The organism is Kitasatospora sp. NPDC051702, from assembly GCF_040681575.1.
Taxonomy (GTDB): domain Bacteria; phylum Actinomycetota; class Actinomycetes; order Streptomycetales; family Streptomycetaceae; genus Kitasatospora.
Map to the genome: position 1 here is coordinate 1 of NZ_JBFAZB010000070.1, position 15,718 is coordinate 15,718.

Sequence of the window (15,718 nt, forward strand, 5' to 3'; positions counted from 1 at the left end):
GCCGAGCCCGTAGATCCCGATGTTGCGGCGCAGCAGCGAACTGGCGTCGGAGGGGCGGTACTTCACCCCGCGCAGGGCGAGCGGGATGAGGCCGACGATGACCAGGGCGTTGAAGACGATCGCCGAGGTGATCGCGGACTGGGGGCTGTGCAGGCCCATGACGTTGAGGTGGCTCAGGCCCGGGTAGACCCCGGCGAACATCGCGGGGATGATCGCGAAGTACTTGGCCACGTCGTTGGCGATGGAGAAGGTGGTCAGCGCACCACGGGTGATCAGCAGCTGCTTGCCGATCTCGACGATCTCGATCAGCTTGGTCGGGTTGGAGTCGAGGTCGACCATGTTGCCGGCCTCCTTGGCCGCCATGGTCCCGGTGTTCATCGCGACGCCGACGTCGGCCTGGGCGAGCGCGGGGGCGTCGTTGGTGCCGTCGCCGGTCATCGCGACCAGCTTGCCGCCCTCCTGCTCCTTCTTGATCAGGGCCATCTTGTCCTCGGGGGTGGCCTCGGCGAGGAAGTCGTCCACGCCCGCCTCCTCCGCGATCGCCTTGGCGGTCAGCGGGTTGTCGCCCGTGATCATGATGGTCTTGATGCCCATCCGGCGCAGCTCGTCGAAGCGCTCCCGCATGCCCTCCTTGACCACGTCCTTGAGGTGGATGACCCCCAGCACGCGGGCGGGCTCGCCGCCGGCCTTCGTCGCGACGACCAGCGGGGTGCCACCGGCGGCGGAGATGCCGTCGACCAGGGTGGAGACCTCGTCGGTGACCCGGCCGCCGTTGTCGGCGACCCAGTTGGACACGGCGGCGGCCGCGCCCTTGCGGACCTGGTGGACACCGTCGGCCTCGTCCAGGTCGACGCCCGACATGCGGGTCTGGGCGGTGAACGGCACCCAGGTGGCGTGCGTCAGCTCGCCCTGGGCACGGGCCCGCAGACCGTACTCGGTCTTGGCGAGGACCACGATCGAGCGGCCCTCCGGGGTCTCGTCCGCGAGAGAGGAGAGCTGCGCCGCGCTCGCCAGTTCGTCGGTGGAGACGTCGCTCACCGCGAGGAACTCGGCGGCCTGGCGGTTGCCCAGGGTGATGGTGCCGGTCTTGTCCAGCAGCAGGGTGTTGACGTCGCCGGCGGCCTCGACGGCGCGCCCCGACATGGCCAGCACGTTGCGCTGCACCAGGCGGTCCATGCCGGCGATGCCGATCGCGGAGAGCAGCGCGCCGATGGTGGTCGGGATGAGCGCCACGATCAGGGCGACCAGGACGATCATCGACTGCGGAGCGCCGGCGTAGGTGGCCATCGGCTGCAGGGTCACCACGGCGACCAGGAAGACGACGGTCAGCGAGGCCAGCAGGATGTTCAGCGCGATCTCGTTGGGCGTCTTCTGCCGGGCGGCACCCTCGACCAGGGCGATCATCCGGTCGATGAACGACTTGCCGGGCTCCGAGGCGATCCGCACCACGATCCGGTCGGACAGCACCTTGGTGCCGCCCGTCACCGCGGAGCGGTCGCCGCCGGACTCCCGGATCACCGGCGCGGACTCACCGGTGATCGCCGACTCGTCGACGGACGCGACGCCCTCGACGACGTCGCCGTCACCGGGGATGACCTGCCCGGCCTCGACCACCACGTGGTCGCCCAGCCGCAGGGCCGTCCCGGGGACCTCCTCCTCGGCCTGCGAGGCGGGCCAGTCGGTGAGCCGGCGGGCGACGCTCTCGGTCTTGGTCTTGCGCAGGGTGTCGGCCTGGGCCTTGCCGCGGCCCTCGGCGACGGCCTCCGCCAGGTTGGCGAACACGGTGGTCAGCCAGAGCCAGAGGGTGATGACCCAGGCGAACACGGACGGGCTGGCGATCGCGGAGACGGTGGTGACCACCGAGCCGACCTCGACCACGAACATCACCGGGTTCTTGACCATCACCCGGGGGTCGAGCTTCTTCACCGCGTCCGGCAGGGAGGCGACGATCAGCTTCGGGTCGAGGAGGCCGCTGGAGACTCTGTGCGACGCGGCGGACTCGGCCCGGTCGGCCTGGTCGGCCGGTGCGGGGGTGAGCGTGGGAGTGGACATCAGGAGGAGAGACCTTCCGCGATCGGCCCGAGAGCCAGGGCCGGGAAGTAGGTGAGGCCGACGACGATCAGGACGACGCCCGACAGCAGGCCCACGAACAGCGGCTTGTGGGTGGGCAGGGTGCCCGGAGTGGCCGGCACCGGCTGCTGCCGGGCGAGCGAGCCCGCCAGCGCCAGCACGAACACCATCGGCAGGAACCGGCCGAACACCATGCACAGGCCGAGCGCGGTGTCGTACCAGTCGGTGTTGACGGTGATGCCGCCGAACGCCGAGCCGTTGTTGTTCGCGGCCGAGGTGAAGGCGTACAGCACCTCGGAGAAGCCGTGGGCGCCCGAGTTGAGCATCCCTCCCCGCTCACCCGGCAGCGCCATCGCCACACCCGTACCGACCAGCACGATCGTCGGCGTGGTGAGGATGTACAGCGAGGCGAACTTCATCTCCCGGCCGCCGAGCTTCTTGCCCAGGTACTCGGGGGTGCGCCCGACCATCAGACCGGCCACGAACACCGCGACGATCGCCAGGATCAGCATCCCGTACAGACCGGAACCCACACCGCCGGGCGCGATCTCGCCCAGCATCATGTTGAAGATCGTGATCCCGCCGCCGAACGGTGTGTACGAGTCGTGGAAGGAGTTCACCGCGCCGGTCGAGGTCAGCGTCGTCGACGCCGCGAACAGGCCCGAGGCCGCAATGCCGAACCTCTGCTCCTTGCCCTCCATCGCGGCACCGGCCGCCTGCAGGGCGGTACCGGAGTGCTGCGACTCCGCGAAGGTGATCAGGGCCGCCGAAGCCACCCAGAAGATCCCCATCACCGCGGCGATCGCGTAGCCCTGGCGGTTGTCGCCGACCATCTTGCCGAAGGTCCGCGGCAGCGCGAACGGGACCAGCAGGATCAGGAAGATCTCCAGCCAGTTCGTGAACCCGGTCGGGTTCTCGAACGGGTGCGCCGAGTTGGCGTTGAAGAAGCCGCCGCCGTTGGTGCCCAGCTCCTTGATGACCTCCTGCGAGGCCACCGGGCCGCCCGGGATCTTCTGCACGTCACCCGCGAGGTTGGTCACCTCGTGGAAGCCGTGGAAGTTCTGGACCACACCGTTCGCCACTAGGACGAGCGCGAAGACGAACGCGATCGGCAACAGCAGCCGCAGGTTGATCCGGACCAGGTCCACCCAGAAGTTGCCCAGCCGGTCCGTCCGGTTGCGCGTGAAGCCCCGGATCAGCGCGGCCACGATGGCGATGCCCACGGCCGCGGACACGAAGTTCTGCACCGCCAGGCCGGCCATCTGCACCAGGTGGCCCATCGCGGACTCACCGCTGTAGGACTGCCAGTTGGTGTTGGTGACGAACGAGATCGCGGTGTTCCAGGCCTGGTGGCCCTCCATCTGCGGAACGCCCAGGCTCAGCAGCAGGTGGCCCTGCAGGCGGATCAGCCCGTACAGGAAGAGGACGGAGACGGCCGAGAAGGCCAGCACCGAGCGCAGGTACACCGGCCAGCGCTGATCGGCGTCGCCGTCGACGCCGATCACCTTGTAGATGCCGCGCTCGACTCTGAGGTGCTTGGAGGTGGTCAGGATGCGGGCGATGTAGTCGCCCAGGGGCCGGTAGCACAGGGCCAGCGCGCCGACCAGGGCGACGGCCTGCAGCCAGCCCGCGAGAGTGGAGCTCATGTCAGAACTTCTCCGGGTAGATCAGCGCGACGACGAGATAGCCGACCAGCGCGACGGCCACGATCAGACCTGCGATGTTCTCGGCGCTCACAGCTTCTCCACCCCCCGCGCGATCAGGGCGATGACGGCGAACACGGCGACCGTGACACCGACGTAGATGAGATCGGACATGGCTCCACCAGCGTGGTTCGAGAGACTGCCGCGAACGGGCCGGGGCCCGGCGCGGCGCCGGCGGAAGGCCGGCAGATGCAGCCAAGCAGCCGCCGGGGGCGCGTCACGGGGGCCCTGACGCCCTCCATACGGGTGAGGGCGGGACGTTGACGGGACCTTGACGCGAACGGCCCCGGACGGCGAACGGCCCCGGAGGGCGAACACCCTCCGGGGCCGTTGAGCTGCGCGTCAGCCGGTCACGTCGGCACCCGCGGCCGTCCGCGGCTGGCGGACCACCGCACCGGTGTGCGGGCGCGGTGCGCGGTCGGTCACGGCTGCGCGCCCCTGACGCGGCGACGGGCGCTCCTGACGCGCTCCTGACGGCCGTGCGGCGCCGAACGGATGGCTGCACCGGACGGGGGTGGGGGGCCGCTGTCCCGGCGGGCGCCGGTTGGGAAGACGACCAGCTCTTGCGAAGGACCCCCGGCGCGCACCCGCGCACCCGGGACACCGCACTCACGCTGAACGGCCCGGCCCACCCTCGAACCCCACTCTGCTGCCAGCTGACAGTAATTGCAAGCAATGCGCAACAAGTGCACGGTGCCGCGACGCGAAAACGAGAACGGCCCCCGATCCGCGTCTCCGCAGATCGGGGGCCGTTCTCCATCCGGTGGCTGGTGCAGGGTTCGAACCTGCGTAGCTTGCGCGACAGATTTACAGTCTGCTCCCTTTGGCCGCTCGGGCAACCAGCCAGGATTTTCGTTTCCCGGGGCGCTTGCCCCGTTCGACTTCGTAAACGATACCCGATGCCGGGGGGTGCTCCGCCACTCGGTAGGTCACGCGATGATCAAGGCGTACGGCGTGGCTGTCGGGGGCGGCGGCGGGGTGGCGCTGGATAGGCTGGGACGGCGGGCGCCCGGTGGGGCGGGCCGTGCCAGTGAAGCCAGAGCATCAAGGAGACCAACACCCATGGCCGACTCCAGTTTCGACATCGTCTCGAAGGTCGAGTGGCAGGAGGTCGACAACGCGATCAACCAGACCTCCCGCGAGATCGCCACCCGTTTCGACTTCAAGGGCGTGGGCGGCGAGATCAGCCGCTCCGGCGAGAAGATCGAGATGAAGGCGAGCGGCGAGGAGCGCGTGAAGGCCATCCTCGACGTCCTGCAGGGCAAGTTCATCAAGCGCGGGCTCTCGCTGAAGGCCCTGGAGCCCGGTGAGCCGCAGCTGTCCGGCAAGGAGTACAAGATCTTCGCGGACGTGAAGGAGGGCATCTCCACGGAAGATGCCAAGAAGGTCGCGAAGATCATCCGCGACGAGGGCCCGAAGGGCGTCAAGGCGCAGGTCCAGGGTGACGAGCTGCGGGTCAGCTCGAAGAGCCGCGACGACCTGCAGACCGTGCAGGCCCTGCTCAAGGGCAAGGACCTGGACTTCGCGATCCAGTTCGTGAACTACCGCTGACCCGGCCGCCGGTCGCACGGCGCGGCCCCGGTCCCGCAGCAGGCCTGCTGCGGGACCGGGGCCTTCGTGTGCGCGGGCTCCGGCGGACCGGGCCCGGGGTCAGCGGACGGCCGGGTGCGGGCGCGCCGCCGCGGCCGCGTCGGCCAGGGCCTGGGTCTGCGCCCTGAGGTCGGCGAGCCGGTCGTCCAGGGACGCCGACGGACCGGTGCCCGCGGACTTCGACGGGGCCGGCACCGGGGGCAGCGACGGCAGCGAGGGCGCCGGGAGCTGACCGAGCAACCCCTGCAGGGTGCTCTGCAGGCTCGCCAGGATCCCCTGCAGCGTGGAGCCGACGTCGGGGACGGCGGAGGTCAGGGACGACACCAGGCCGGTGAGCAGTTGGACGACGCCGCCGACCGCACCGAGGGCCGCGGACGGGTCCGGGGTCGACGGCAGGGAGGGTGTGGAGGGGAGGGAGGGCGTGGAGGGCAGGGCGGGCGCCGCGGGGAGGGCCGGCAGTGCCGGTGCCCCCGGCACGGTGACCGGCAGCGGCACGTCGGCCGCCGGGAGGTCGACCGCGGCGACGGTGGAGGTTCGGGGGGCCGCCGCGCCGTTGGCGGCGGGGGTGGCGGATGCCGTGGCGACCGGGGTCAGCACGAGGGCCGTCGTCAGCGCGGCGGTCATCCAGGTGGCACGCATGGGTACTGCTTCCTCTCAGTGCGAGTCAGGCGAGTTCGCCTGACTCACACCGTGGGGCAGTACTCCGGGTGCAGCCACCGCACGTACGCCGAACGGTGCGCGGCTCAGCCGGCGTCCGCCCAGCCCCCGGTGCTGCGGTGGGCGGCCAGGCCGACGGACTCGAACTCGTCCGCCCGGCCGGCCTCGGTGCGGGCGCCGATCCGGCGCAGCGCCCGGGAGATCGGGGTGCCCTCGGCCGGGGAGGGCTCGAACTCGCCGGTGCCGAGCGGGCCGAGGGCGATCCGGCCGTCCTCCCAGACGACGGCCCGCTGGCTGCCGGTACCGCCGAAGTAGTCGGCCTCGACGCAGGCCACCGGTCCGGCCTTGGACCAGGCGGCGAGCCGGAGTTGGAAGCCGTCCGGGTGCCGGCCCGGGCCGGGCCCGTGGACGGGCTTCGGCGTACCGTCGTCGACCTGGAGCGCGGCGCGCACCTCGGGGGTGACCGGGATCAGGGCCAGGCCCTGGGCCAGCGGAACCACCCGGGCCGCCGGGACCTCCGCCGCCGCCACCGTCAGCAGCTCCAATGTTCCTATCAGCGCCTGGAGTTCATAGGACATGCCGGCCATCGTGTCCCACCCCACCGACAGTCGGCCCGGAGTTTATGATTCCGTGCCCGGCCGGAGCCCGTAGAGCAGCGTGAAGATCGTCACGTCCATGGCGTCCTCGGTGGTGCTGGGGCCCTCGGCGTTCAACTCCTCGATGATCTCGGCGAACCGGGCCCGCAGCCGCAGCAGCCGGTCCGGGCTGAGCCGCAGCACCGAGTGCGAGAACAGGCCGGGCGGGCCGACCGAGCCGTCCCGGGGGGAGCTGAAGTCCAGCCGGTCGCCGAGGACTTGGGCCTGGAAGTCGCCGCGGAGCCGGTCGATGGCGGCCAGGATGGCGTCGTACGCCTCCGAGCGGGCCGGGGAGTCGGCGGTGAACATCTCGGGGGCGAGCCGGATCGACTCCTGGGCGGCCGCGTAGCGGCTCTCGACGATGCCGGAGACCAGCCGGGTGCCGGCGACCAGGACCAGTCCGGCCTTCTCCAGCTGCTTGATGTGCCGGTAGAGCTTGGTCTGCGGTTCGCCGAGCTCGGCGGCGATCTCCTTGGCGGTCAGCGGACGGCCCCGGGCCGAGCTGAGGGCGCCGAGGATGGCGAGGCGCAGCGGGTCGGCCATCGCCTTGAGGACGGCCGGATCCGCCACCTGGCGTTCCTTGATCCAGGTGACGGGCTGGTCGTCGGTCTCGGCGGGTTCCGGTTCGTGCTCGGCCACGGGCTCACCTTCGCAGATCGTCGGCGCGGCGTGCAATCACGGTCCGGTGAGCACTCACTCTTGCGCAATCACTCATGACTCCGACATCATTCACGACATCGTGAACGATGTCGAAGGCGCGAACATGCGCGCCACGGAAGACACGGACGAGGACACGAACGGCGGGGCGGGCATGGCGGACGGGGTGGACATGGCGGGCACGGCGGGGACGACCGGCACCGCGAGAGCGACCGACGGGGCGGGGACCGACGGGGCGGGGACGACCGACGGGGCGGGCACGGCGAAGGCGACGGCTCCGGCCGGGACCCCAGCCGTCCCGCCCGTCCCGCCCGTCCCGCCCGTCCCGCTCCGGCGCAACCTGCGCTTCCAGGCCCTCTGGGCCGGTCAGGCCTGCGCCACCCTCGGCATGCGGATCGGCGACACCGCCTTCCCGCTGCTGGTTCTCGCGGTCACCGGATCCTCCACCGCCGCCGGGGCCTTCGGCGCCGTCCAGATGACGGCGACGCTGGTGCTGGGCGTCCACGGCGGCGCCGTCGCCGACCGCTTCGACCGCCGCCGGGTGCTGATCGCCGCCGACGGCGCCCGCCTCCTCGCCTCCGCGAGCGTCCCGGCGGCCCTGGCGCTGCACCGGCTGACCCTGGTCCACCTGCTGCTGGTCGCCGCCGTCGTCGGTGCCACCGTCTCGTACAGCGGCCCGATCCGGATGCTGGCCCTCCGGTCGGTGGTGGCTCCGGAGCAGCTGCGGCAGGCCCTCGCACAGGACGAGGCCCGGATGAGCGGGGCCTCGCTGGCCGGTCCGCCGCTGGCCGGCCTGCTGCTCGGGCTCGGCCGTGCGGTGCCGTTCCTCGCCACCACGCTCGCCTCGCTGCTGGCGGTGGCCGCCGCCGTCCTGGTGCGCTTCCCGGGCCGGCCGCAGCCGGCCGCCGCCGACGCCCACGACCCGCAGCACGCCCCCGGCCCGCAGCACGCACCCGACACTCAGGACGGCCACGCACCCGCCGCGCCCCCGCAGCCCGGCGGCGCCCTGGCCGGCTTCCGCGTCCTCGCCGACGCCCCGCTGCTGCGCCCCGCCCTGGCCGTCCTGCTGGTCATCAACCTCGCCGGAACGGCCCTGGTGCTGCCGGTGATGGTGCTCCTGCGCGAGCACGGCACCAGCAGCGGCGGAATCGGGCTGACGCTGGCGGGCGAGGCCCTCGGGGCGCTGGCCGGCACGGTGCTGGTCTCCCGGCTGCACCGGCTGGCCGGGCCCGGCGTGCTGCTGTTGGCGACCGCCTGGACCGCCGTGCCGGTGACGCTGTCGCCGCTGCTGCCGGGCGGTGCGCCGACCGTCTTCGCGGCCCTGTTCGTGGTCGGGGCCGGCGTCCCCGCACTGCGGGTGATGATCGACCTGCTGGTGTTCCAGCAGGTGCCGGACGAGCTGCGCGGCCGGGTCATCGCCGCGACCATCACGCTGATCACCGCGGGCATGCCGGCCGGCACGCTGGCCAGCGGCCTGCTGCTGGACCACCTCTCCCCCGCCGCCGCGCTGACCGCGATCGCCGCCCTGCTCGCCGCGGCCCTGGTGCCCGCGACGGCGGGCCGGACGCTGCGCCGCGCCGCGTGGCCGGAGGCCCGGACGGCCCCCTCCGCCGGCTGACGGGCGCTCACCCGGGCGGGTGCACGCCGCATGCGGCACCCCGGGCAACCGGGTGAACTGGCCGGGTACGGCCCGCCCGGGGCCCCGCCCCCGGGCGGGCCCGCCGCCCGCACCGCCGACCGGGGCCGTACCGGAGGAGGACCATGAGTTCCACGGACGCGGCCTCACCCCGACGGGAGGGCCCGAGGCGCCCGCAGCGGGCCGGGCCACCCGGGAGCGGACCGACGCGATGGGCGCCCGGACGGCCGCCGCGCCCCGGGCGTCCTGGCTGCCGCGCGCCCTGATGACGACCGGTTCGGTCGCCGGCCCGCGCCCCGCACCGACCACGGCGGTCTGCGGCCTGGCCTGCGTCTTCCGCTACATCGTGCGGGCCGAGGCGATCGTGCTCCCGGTGGACTGCCCGGACGAGCTCGCCGACGTCGAGGACCGGATCGACGACCTCGACCTGCGCGGCGTCGTCCGCCGCCGGGGCCTCTTCGGCGGCCCACGCCCCCACGCCCCGCCACCCACGCCTCACCCGCCTCACCCGCACCGACCGCTCAGGGAGCGCTGATGACCGACGAACTCGCCCTCCGGATCGCGGAGCTGATGCCCCGCGCCAAGGCCGACCTGGCCGAACTGGTGGCCATCCCGTCCGTCGCCGACCCCCGCCAGTACCCGCCGGAGAAGTGCCGGGAGGCAGCCGAGTGGGTCGCCGGTGCCTTCACCGAGGCCGGGCTCCGGGACGTCCACCTGGAGGAGACCGCGGACGGCAGCCACGCCGTGATCGGCCACCGCCCACCCCCGCCCGGCGCCCCGACCGTCCTGCTCTACTGCCACTACGACGTGCAGCCACCGCTCGACGACGCCGCCTGGGAGTCCCCGCCGTTCCGGCTCACCGAGCGCGACGGCCGCTGGTACGGGCGCGGAGCCGCCGACTGCAAGGGCAACATCGTCATGCACCTCACCGCGCTGCGGGCGCTCGGCGAGGGCGTGCCGGTCGGCCTCAAGCTGGTCGTCGAGGGCTCCGAGGAACAGGGCACCGGAGGCCTGGAGGCGTACGTGCCGCCGCACGCCGGGGAGCTGCACGCCGACGCGCTGCTGGTCTGCGACACCGGCAACGCCGCGGTCGGCGTGCCGACCGCCACCACCTCACTGCGCGGGGTGGTCAACGTGGTGGTGACCGTCCGGGCGCTCCGCGGCGACATGCACTCCGGCATGTTCGGCGGCCCGGCCCCGGACGCGCTCGCCGCGCTGATCCGGATGCTCGACTCGCTGCGCGACGTCGACGGCGGCACCCGGGTCGAGGGCCTGGACTGCGCGGGGAGCTGGAGCGGCGTCGGCTACGACGAGACGCAGTTCCGCACCGACGCCGGCGTGCTGGACGGCGTGCGGCTGACCGGCTCGGGCACCGTCGCCGACCGGCTCTGGGCCCGCCCCGCGGTGACCGTCCTCGGCATCGACTGCCCTCCCGTGGTCGGTTCCGCCGCCGCCGTCCCGGCCACCGCCCGGGCCCGGGTGAGCCTGCGGGTGCCGCCCGGCACCGGGGCGCGGGCCGCCCAGGACGCGCTGATCGCCCACCTGGAGTCCGCCGCGCCCTGGGGCGTGCTGGTGGACGTCGAGCGGGAGAGCGCCGGTGCGCCGTTCCGCGCGGAGACCGGTGGGCCCGCGTACTCCGCACTCGACGCGGCGATGCGGGAGGTCTACGGTCGGCCGATCTCCTTCCTCGGCCAAGGCGGCTCGATCCCGCTCTGCAACGTGTTCGCCACGACCTTCCCCGACGCGGAGATCGTGCTGATGGGCGTCGAGGAGCCGCGCTGCCTGATCCACGCGCCCAACGAGAGCGTCGACCCCGGGGAGATCGAGCACATGGCCCACGTCGAGGCGTTGTTCCTCCGGCACTTCGCCAACTCGGCCCGCACGTGATGGAGTTCAGTGAGTCCGCGCAGCACCCGGACCGTTCCGAGGAGGACCCGACCGTGCCCCGACCCTTCACCACCGAGGACTACTCCGCCCGGATGGCCCGGGCCACCGCCGAGGCGACCGCCGCCGGACTGGCCGGGCTGGTCGTCGCCCCCGGCCCCGACCTGGTCTACCTGTGCGGCTACCAGCCCACCGCGATCACCGAGCGGCTGACCGCCCTGGTGCTCACCCCCGGCCGCGAACCCGCCCTCGTGGTGCCCCGGTTGGAGCGCCCGGACGCCGAGAAGGCGCCCGGCGCCCCGGCCGTCCGGCTGCTCGACTGGTCGGACGGCGCGGACCCGTACGCCACCGCCGGCCCGCTGCTGGAGCCGGCCGGCCGGTACGGCATCTCCGACAACGCCTGGGCGATGCACCTGCTGGGGCTCCAGTCGGCGCTGCCCGGCACCGGCTTCACGTCGCTCACCGAGACCCTGCCGATGCTGCGCGCCGTCAAGGACGCCGACGAGCTGGAGCGGCTGGCCGCGGCCGGCGGCGCGGCGGACGCCGCCTACCGCGGCATCCTGGAGGTCGCCTTCGCCGGCCGCCGGGAGACGGACGTCGCCGCCGACCTCGGCGCACTGCTCATCCGGTACGGGCACAGCCAGGTCGACTTCACCGTGGTCGGCTCCGGCCCGAACGGCGCCAACCCGCACCACGAGGCCGGCGACCGGGTGATCCGTCCCGGCGACACCGTGGTGCTGGACTTCGGCGGCCTCAAGGACGGCTACGGCTCCGACACCACCCGCACCGTGCACGTCGGCACCGACGTCCCGGCGGAGGTGCGGAAGGTGCACGACGTGGTCCGGCTCGCCCAGCAGACCGCCTTCGAGGCCGTCCGGCCCGGCGTCAGCTGCCAGGAGATCGACCGGACCGCCCGGCGGGTGATCACCGAGGCCGGCTACGGCGAGTACTTCATCCACCGCACCGGGCACGGCATCGGCATCACCACGCACGAGCCGCCGTACCTGGTCGAGGGCGAGGAGCGGCCGCTGGTGCCCGGCATGTGCTTCTCGATCGAGCCCGGGGTCTACCTGCCGGGCCGCTTCGGAGTGCGGATCGAGGACATCGTCGCCGTCACCCCGACCGGCGGGCGGCGGCTCAACAACACCCCGCACGAGTTGGGCACCGTCTCCTGAGCCCGCGGACGGAGCGGCCGGCGGGGCCGCGGACCGGACAACCGACGGAACGGCGCACGGAACGGCCGGGGCGGCGGGCCCTTGCGCCGGCCGGGGCAATTCTTAAGAAGCCGTCATCGTCCACCCAGAGTCCTTCAAGCTTGCCTTGCTAGTTTTCGTGCGCATGACCAAGCTGCTCCGGCCGGCCCCGCCACCGCCCGCGCGAGCCGGGCGACTGCGCCCCGTGACCGCGCCCCGCCCCCGCCGGACCGGGCTGGCCGGGCTCAGACTCCTGGCCTGGCCGCTGTACCTGACCGGCTTCGTCTGGTTCCTGCGCACCCAGGGCCTGCCCTCCGCCAACGACGTGGTGTTCCTCTGGCTGATCGGCGCACTGCTGACCGCCGCCGTGCACAGCGGGCACGGCACCCGGGGCTTCCTTCTGGTGCTGCGCGACTGGCTGCCGGTGATGGCCGCGGTCTGGACGTACTCGCTGCTGCGCGGCTACGGCGCGCACACCCCGTGGGCCCCGCACTGGCTCCCCCAGCTGCGCGCCGACGAGGTGCTCGGCTTCGGCGAGACCTGGACGGTCCGGCTCCAGCACGCGCTGTACACGCCCGGCTCGCCGGCCTGGTACGACTACCTGGCCGCCGCCGTCTACCTCTCGCACTTCTTCCTGGTCTTCACGCTGCTCGCGGTGCTCTGGCGCCGCCGCCACGACCGCTTCCGGCAGCTGCTGGTCTGCTACCTGGCGCTGACCTTCGCCGGCTTCGCGACCTACCTGCTCTACCCGGCCGACCCGCCGTGGCTGGTCGCCCAGCAGGGCCACCTGCCCGGGCTCAACCGGGTGGTGTGGGACGTGATCTCGGCGAGCGGACTGCCGCAGGCCGACTCACTGGTCGAGAACGGCAGCCAGTTCGCGAACGACGTCGCCGCGATGCCCTCGCTGCACTCCGCGTACCCCGCGATGCTGCTGTTCTTCTTCTGGCCGACGGCGCGCCCCTGGCTGCGGGCGCTGCTGGTCGCGTACCCGCTCGCGATGGCGTTCACCCTGGTGTACGGCGCCGAGCACTTCATCGTGGACATCTTCGCGGGCTGGGCGTACGCGGCCGTGGTGGTGTTCGGGGCGCGGTGGCTGCGGCGACGGCGGGCCGCCCGCGCGGCCGCTCCGGCGGCGGTGCGCGCGGCGGCCGGTGCGACGGCGAGCGGTTCCCGGCCCGGTGCGGCGGGCGGTTCCGCAGGAGCCCCGGCCGAAGCCCCTGCCGGAGTCCCCGCCGACAGGGCAGACTTGGCCGCGTGCCGAACCCGACCCGACCCCCGGTGAAACCGACCGCCGAACAGCTGCTGGCCGCCCAGGACACCACCATCCCGGACGTCACCGGGCCCGGGCTGCGCGTGCTGTTCTGCGGCATCAACCCGGGCCTGTGGTCCGGTGCCACCGGCCACCACTTCGCCCGCCCCGGCAACCGCTTCTGGCCCGCCCTGCACCGCTCCGGGTTCACCGAGCGCCAGCTCCGCCCGGACGAGCAGGGCGGGCTGCCCGCCCTCGGCCTGGGCATCACCAACGTCGCCCCGCGCGCCACCGCCAAGGCCGACGAACTGACCGCGGAGGAGCTGCGCGAGGGCGGCGCCGCGCTCACCGAGCGGGTGCTCCGGCTGCGCCCGCGCGTCCTGGCCGTGCTGGGCATCGGCGCCTACCGGACGGCCTTCGGCCGGCGGAAGGCCGTGATCGGCCGCCAGCCCGACGGCATCGGCGACACGGAGGTGTGGGTGCTGCCCAACCCGAGCGGGCTCAACGCGCACTACACGCTGGACGCACTGGCGGCCGAGTTCCGCACGCTCCGGGAGTCGCTGGACGACTGAGTCGTAGACCCGCTGATTCGTAGGACCGCTGATTCGTAGGACCGCTGAGTCGCCGGACAGCCGACGCCCGCCCGGGCGGCCGGCCCGTCAGACCGCCGCCAGGCCGTCCGGCAGCGGGAGTTCGCGGCCCCGCGGCTCACCGCTCACGGCTCACGCCCCCACGGCGAGCTCCAGCGCGGCCAGCCGGGCCGGGTCGGCGACCACCTCGAAGCCGGCCACCCGGCCGCCCGTGACGGCCACCCGCAGCGCCAGCCGCAGCCGTCCGCCCGGGGCGATCACGATGCCCGGGACGCCGTCCACCAGTGCCACCGCGCCGAACCGGGCCCGCCGGCCGAACACCGCGGTCTCCCGGGCGACCTCCGCCGCGCCCCGGGCCACCGGGGCGCGGCCGGGCGGCAGCGCGGCCGGGTCGGCGCGGCGCACCACGTCCGGCGCCAGCACCGCCAGCAGCTCGGCGAGGTCACCGCCCCGGGAGGCGGCCAGGAACGCCTCCACCACCCGCCGGTGCCCGGCCAGCCGCTCCGGCGGCAGCGCGGGCGTGCCGCGCACCCGCCGCCGGGCCCGGGAGGCCAGCTTCTTGGCGGCCACCGGGGTCCGCCCGACGATCGGCGCGATCTGCTCGAACGGCACCGCGAACCCGTCGTGCAGCACGAAGGCGACCCGCTCGGCCGGCCCCAGGCGGTCCAGCACCACCAGCAGCGCCCGGCCGACCGACTCCACCAGCAGCGCCTCCCGCTCCGGGCCCGCGTCAGCGGACGCCACCTCCGGCGGGGCCTCCCCGACCGGCTCCTCGCGGCGTGCCGCGCGCGCCCGCAGCAGGTCCAGGCAGATCCTGGAGACCACCGTGGTCAGCCAGCCCGGCAGGTTCTCCACCGCGTCCGGTCCGGCCCGGTCCAGCCGCAACCAGGCCTCCTGGACCGCCTCCTCCGCCTCGCCCGTCGACCCGAGCATCCGCAGGGCGACCGCCCCCAGCCGACCGCGCTCGGCCTCGAACCGCTCCGCCAGCACCCCGTCCCGGTCCATCGGTCACCTTTCGTCGGCCCGGCCCGTCACCCCCATGACGAACCGTCCAGCACCGAAGTGACCGGGAGAGACCTGTGACCACCACCACCCTGCTGCACCTGGACTCCAGCACCGGCGCCGGCGACTCGGTCAGCCGCGCGCTGACCGCCCGCTTCGCCGCCGCCTGGCGGGCCCGGCACGGCACCGCCGGCCGCCACCGGCACCGCGACCTCGCCGCCGACCCCGTCCCCGGGGTGCGGGCCGCCTACGAGTCGCTCGGCCGCCGGGCCGGAGCCCGGGGCGCGCTCCCGCCGGACGCGGTCGCCGCGCTCGTCGAGGGGGCAGGGGAGGAACGCGAGTGGGCGCTCACCCGCCCGCTGGTCGAGGAGCTGCGGGCCGCCGACACCCTGCTGCTCGGCGCCCCGATGTACAACTTCACCGTCTCGGCCGGCCTCAAGGCGTGGATCGACCGGGTCACCTTCCCCGGTGTGCTGCACGGCCCCGGCACCGGCGAGGCGCTGCTGCGCGACACCCGGGTCGTGGTCGTCGCCACCCGGGGCGGCGGCTACGGGCCGGGCACCCCGCGCGAGCACTGCGACTTCCAGGTCCCGTACCTGCGGGCCCACTTCGGCAACCTCGGGGTCGCGGCAGAGAACCTGCACGTCGTCGTCGCCGAGCTCACCCGCGCCGCGGACGACCCCGCCCTGGCCGGGCTGCGGCCGCTCGCCGCGCGGTCGCTGGCGGACGCCGGGGCCCGCCTGGACGCCCTGGCCGCGGCCGGCTGACGCGCGGGCGCCCCGGCCGCACGGAACCCGCGCGCCGCCACCGCCCGACGGACCGGACCCACCGCCCGACGCACCGGACCCACCG

Annotated in this window: 15 protein-coding genes and 1 tRNA gene; 8 read left to right on the forward strand and 8 right to left on the reverse strand. The window is 73.9% G+C overall.

Features of this window, described 5'->3' with window-relative positions:
- The 4 genes from kdpB to AB0N04_RS36105 form a co-directional block, all read right to left on the reverse strand.
- On the reverse strand, nt 1–2,052 hold a 2,052-nt coding region (gene kdpB / locus AB0N04_RS36090), incomplete at its 3' end, for a potassium-transporting ATPase subunit KdpB (RefSeq protein ID WP_363365651.1).
- On the reverse strand, nt 2,052–3,716 hold the full coding sequence (gene kdpA / locus AB0N04_RS36095) for a potassium-transporting ATPase subunit KdpA (protein ID WP_360219791.1): 1,665 nt from the start codon (nt 3,714–3,716) through the stop codon (nt 2,052–2,054). The genes kdpA and kdpB, both read right to left, overlap by 1 nt.
- Nucleotide 3,717: 1 nt before the next feature.
- Entirely contained in the window at nt 3,718–3,807 is a 90-nt protein-coding gene (gene kdpF / locus AB0N04_RS36100) for a K(+)-transporting ATPase subunit F (protein WP_097237446.1), read from the reverse strand.
- 730 nt (nt 3,808–4,537) lie between these two features.
- A tRNA-Tyr gene (locus tag AB0N04_RS36105) sits at nt 4,538–4,618 on the reverse strand.
- A gap of 217 nt (nt 4,619–4,835) precedes the next feature.
- Between AB0N04_RS36105 and AB0N04_RS36110 the strand changes: the two genes are divergently transcribed.
- Nucleotides 4,836–5,324 carry a YajQ family cyclic di-GMP-binding protein gene (locus AB0N04_RS36110; protein ID WP_360219788.1) on the forward strand — a complete coding sequence of 163 codons (489 nt, stop codon included), beginning with the start codon at nt 4,836–4,838 and terminating at the stop codon, nt 5,322–5,324.
- A gap of 99 nt (nt 5,325–5,423) precedes the next feature.
- Here AB0N04_RS36110 and AB0N04_RS36115 read toward each other — a convergent pair whose 3' ends face one another.
- The 3 genes from AB0N04_RS36115 to AB0N04_RS36125 form a co-directional block, all read right to left on the reverse strand.
- Nucleotides 5,424–6,002 carry a hypothetical protein gene (locus AB0N04_RS36115; RefSeq protein ID WP_360219785.1) on the reverse strand — a complete coding sequence of 193 codons (579 nt, stop codon included), beginning with the start codon at nt 6,000–6,002 and terminating at the stop codon, nt 5,424–5,426.
- 104 nt (nt 6,003–6,106) lie between these two features.
- On the reverse strand, nt 6,107–6,598 hold the full coding sequence (locus tag AB0N04_RS36120) for a hypothetical protein (RefSeq protein WP_360219783.1): 492 nt from the start codon (nt 6,596–6,598) through the stop codon (nt 6,107–6,109).
- A 42-nt stretch (nt 6,599–6,640) separates the two neighbouring features.
- Nucleotides 6,641–7,294, reverse strand: coding sequence for a helix-turn-helix domain-containing protein (locus AB0N04_RS36125; protein ID WP_360219780.1), 654 nt, complete (start codon nt 7,292–7,294; stop codon nt 6,641–6,643).
- Between the two features lie 124 nt (nt 7,295–7,418).
- Between AB0N04_RS36125 and AB0N04_RS36130 the strand changes: the two genes are divergently transcribed.
- From AB0N04_RS36130 to mug, 6 genes are all read left to right on the forward strand, one after another.
- A complete protein-coding gene (locus tag AB0N04_RS36130; RefSeq protein ID WP_360219777.1) occupies nt 7,419–8,930 on the forward strand; it encodes an MFS transporter in 1,512 nt (503 codons plus the stop codon).
- A 229-nt stretch (nt 8,931–9,159) separates the two neighbouring features.
- A complete protein-coding gene (locus AB0N04_RS36135; protein WP_360219774.1) occupies nt 9,160–9,483 on the forward strand; it encodes a hypothetical protein in 324 nt (107 codons plus the stop codon).
- The gene (locus AB0N04_RS36140; protein ID WP_360219771.1) at nt 9,483–10,835 is read left to right on the forward strand and encodes a dipeptidase; all 1,353 of its coding nucleotides are present in this window, start codon (nt 9,483–9,485) and stop codon (nt 10,833–10,835) included. The genes AB0N04_RS36135 and AB0N04_RS36140 overlap by 1 nt, the downstream gene beginning before the upstream one ends.
- A 92-nt stretch (nt 10,836–10,927) precedes the next feature.
- Nucleotides 10,928–12,007: an aminopeptidase P family protein gene (locus AB0N04_RS36145; RefSeq protein ID WP_360219811.1), complete on the forward strand. Its 1,080-nt coding sequence runs from the start codon at nt 10,928–10,930 to the stop codon at nt 12,005–12,007.
- Nucleotides 12,008–12,170: 163 nt separating this feature from the next.
- Nucleotides 12,171–13,307 carry a phosphatase PAP2 family protein gene (locus tag AB0N04_RS36150; RefSeq protein WP_360219769.1) on the forward strand — a complete coding sequence of 379 codons (1,137 nt, stop codon included), beginning with the start codon at nt 12,171–12,173 and terminating at the stop codon, nt 13,305–13,307.
- Nucleotides 13,280–13,846: a G/U mismatch-specific DNA glycosylase gene (gene mug, locus AB0N04_RS36155; protein ID WP_360219766.1), complete on the forward strand. Its 567-nt coding sequence runs from the start codon at nt 13,280–13,282 to the stop codon at nt 13,844–13,846. Before AB0N04_RS36150 ends, mug begins: the two co-directional genes overlap by 28 nt.
- 150 nt (nt 13,847–13,996) lie before the next feature.
- Here mug and AB0N04_RS36160 read toward each other — a convergent pair whose 3' ends face one another.
- Nucleotides 13,997–14,869: a sigma-70 family RNA polymerase sigma factor gene (locus AB0N04_RS36160; protein WP_360219763.1), complete on the reverse strand. Its 873-nt coding sequence runs from the start codon at nt 14,867–14,869 to the stop codon at nt 13,997–13,999.
- A 74-nt stretch (nt 14,870–14,943) separates the two neighbouring features.
- Here AB0N04_RS36160 and AB0N04_RS36165 point away from each other — a divergent pair, with 74 nt between their 5' ends.
- Nucleotides 14,944–15,633 carry an NAD(P)H-dependent oxidoreductase gene (locus tag AB0N04_RS36165; RefSeq protein WP_360219760.1) on the forward strand — a complete coding sequence of 230 codons (690 nt, stop codon included), beginning with the start codon at nt 14,944–14,946 and terminating at the stop codon, nt 15,631–15,633.
- Nucleotides 15,634–15,718: the final 85 nt, after the last annotated feature.

What these genes read in the sequence shown, in the direction of transcription:
- AB0N04_RS36150 (WP_360219769.1), top strand. Translation starts at nt 12,171, where the DNA reads ATGACCAAGCTGCTCCGGCCGGCCCCGCCACCGCCCGCGCGAGCCGGG.
- AB0N04_RS36130 (WP_360219777.1), top strand. Translation starts at nt 7,419, where the DNA reads ATGCGCGCCACGGAAGACACGGACGAGGACACGAACGGCGGGGCGGGC.
- kdpA (WP_360219791.1), bottom strand. Translation starts at nt 3,716, where the DNA reads ATGAGCTCCACTCTCGCGGGCTGGCTGCAGGCCGTCGCCCTGGTCGGC.
- AB0N04_RS36110 (WP_360219788.1), top strand. Translation starts at nt 4,836, where the DNA reads ATGGCCGACTCCAGTTTCGACATCGTCTCGAAGGTCGAGTGGCAGGAG.
- AB0N04_RS36120 (WP_360219783.1), bottom strand. Translation starts at nt 6,598, where the DNA reads ATGTCCTATGAACTCCAGGCGCTGATAGGAACATTGGAGCTGCTGACG.
- AB0N04_RS36145 (WP_360219811.1), top strand. Translation starts at nt 10,928, where the DNA reads ATGGCCCGGGCCACCGCCGAGGCGACCGCCGCCGGACTGGCCGGGCTG.
- AB0N04_RS36140 (WP_360219771.1), top strand. Translation starts at nt 9,483, where the DNA reads ATGACCGACGAACTCGCCCTCCGGATCGCGGAGCTGATGCCCCGCGCC.
- AB0N04_RS36135 (WP_360219774.1), top strand. Translation starts at nt 9,160, where the DNA reads ATGGGCGCCCGGACGGCCGCCGCGCCCCGGGCGTCCTGGCTGCCGCGC.
- AB0N04_RS36160 (WP_360219763.1), bottom strand. Translation starts at nt 14,869, where the DNA reads ATGGACCGGGACGGGGTGCTGGCGGAGCGGTTCGAGGCCGAGCGCGGT.
- AB0N04_RS36115 (WP_360219785.1), bottom strand. Translation starts at nt 6,002, where the DNA reads ATGCGTGCCACCTGGATGACCGCCGCGCTGACGACGGCCCTCGTGCTG.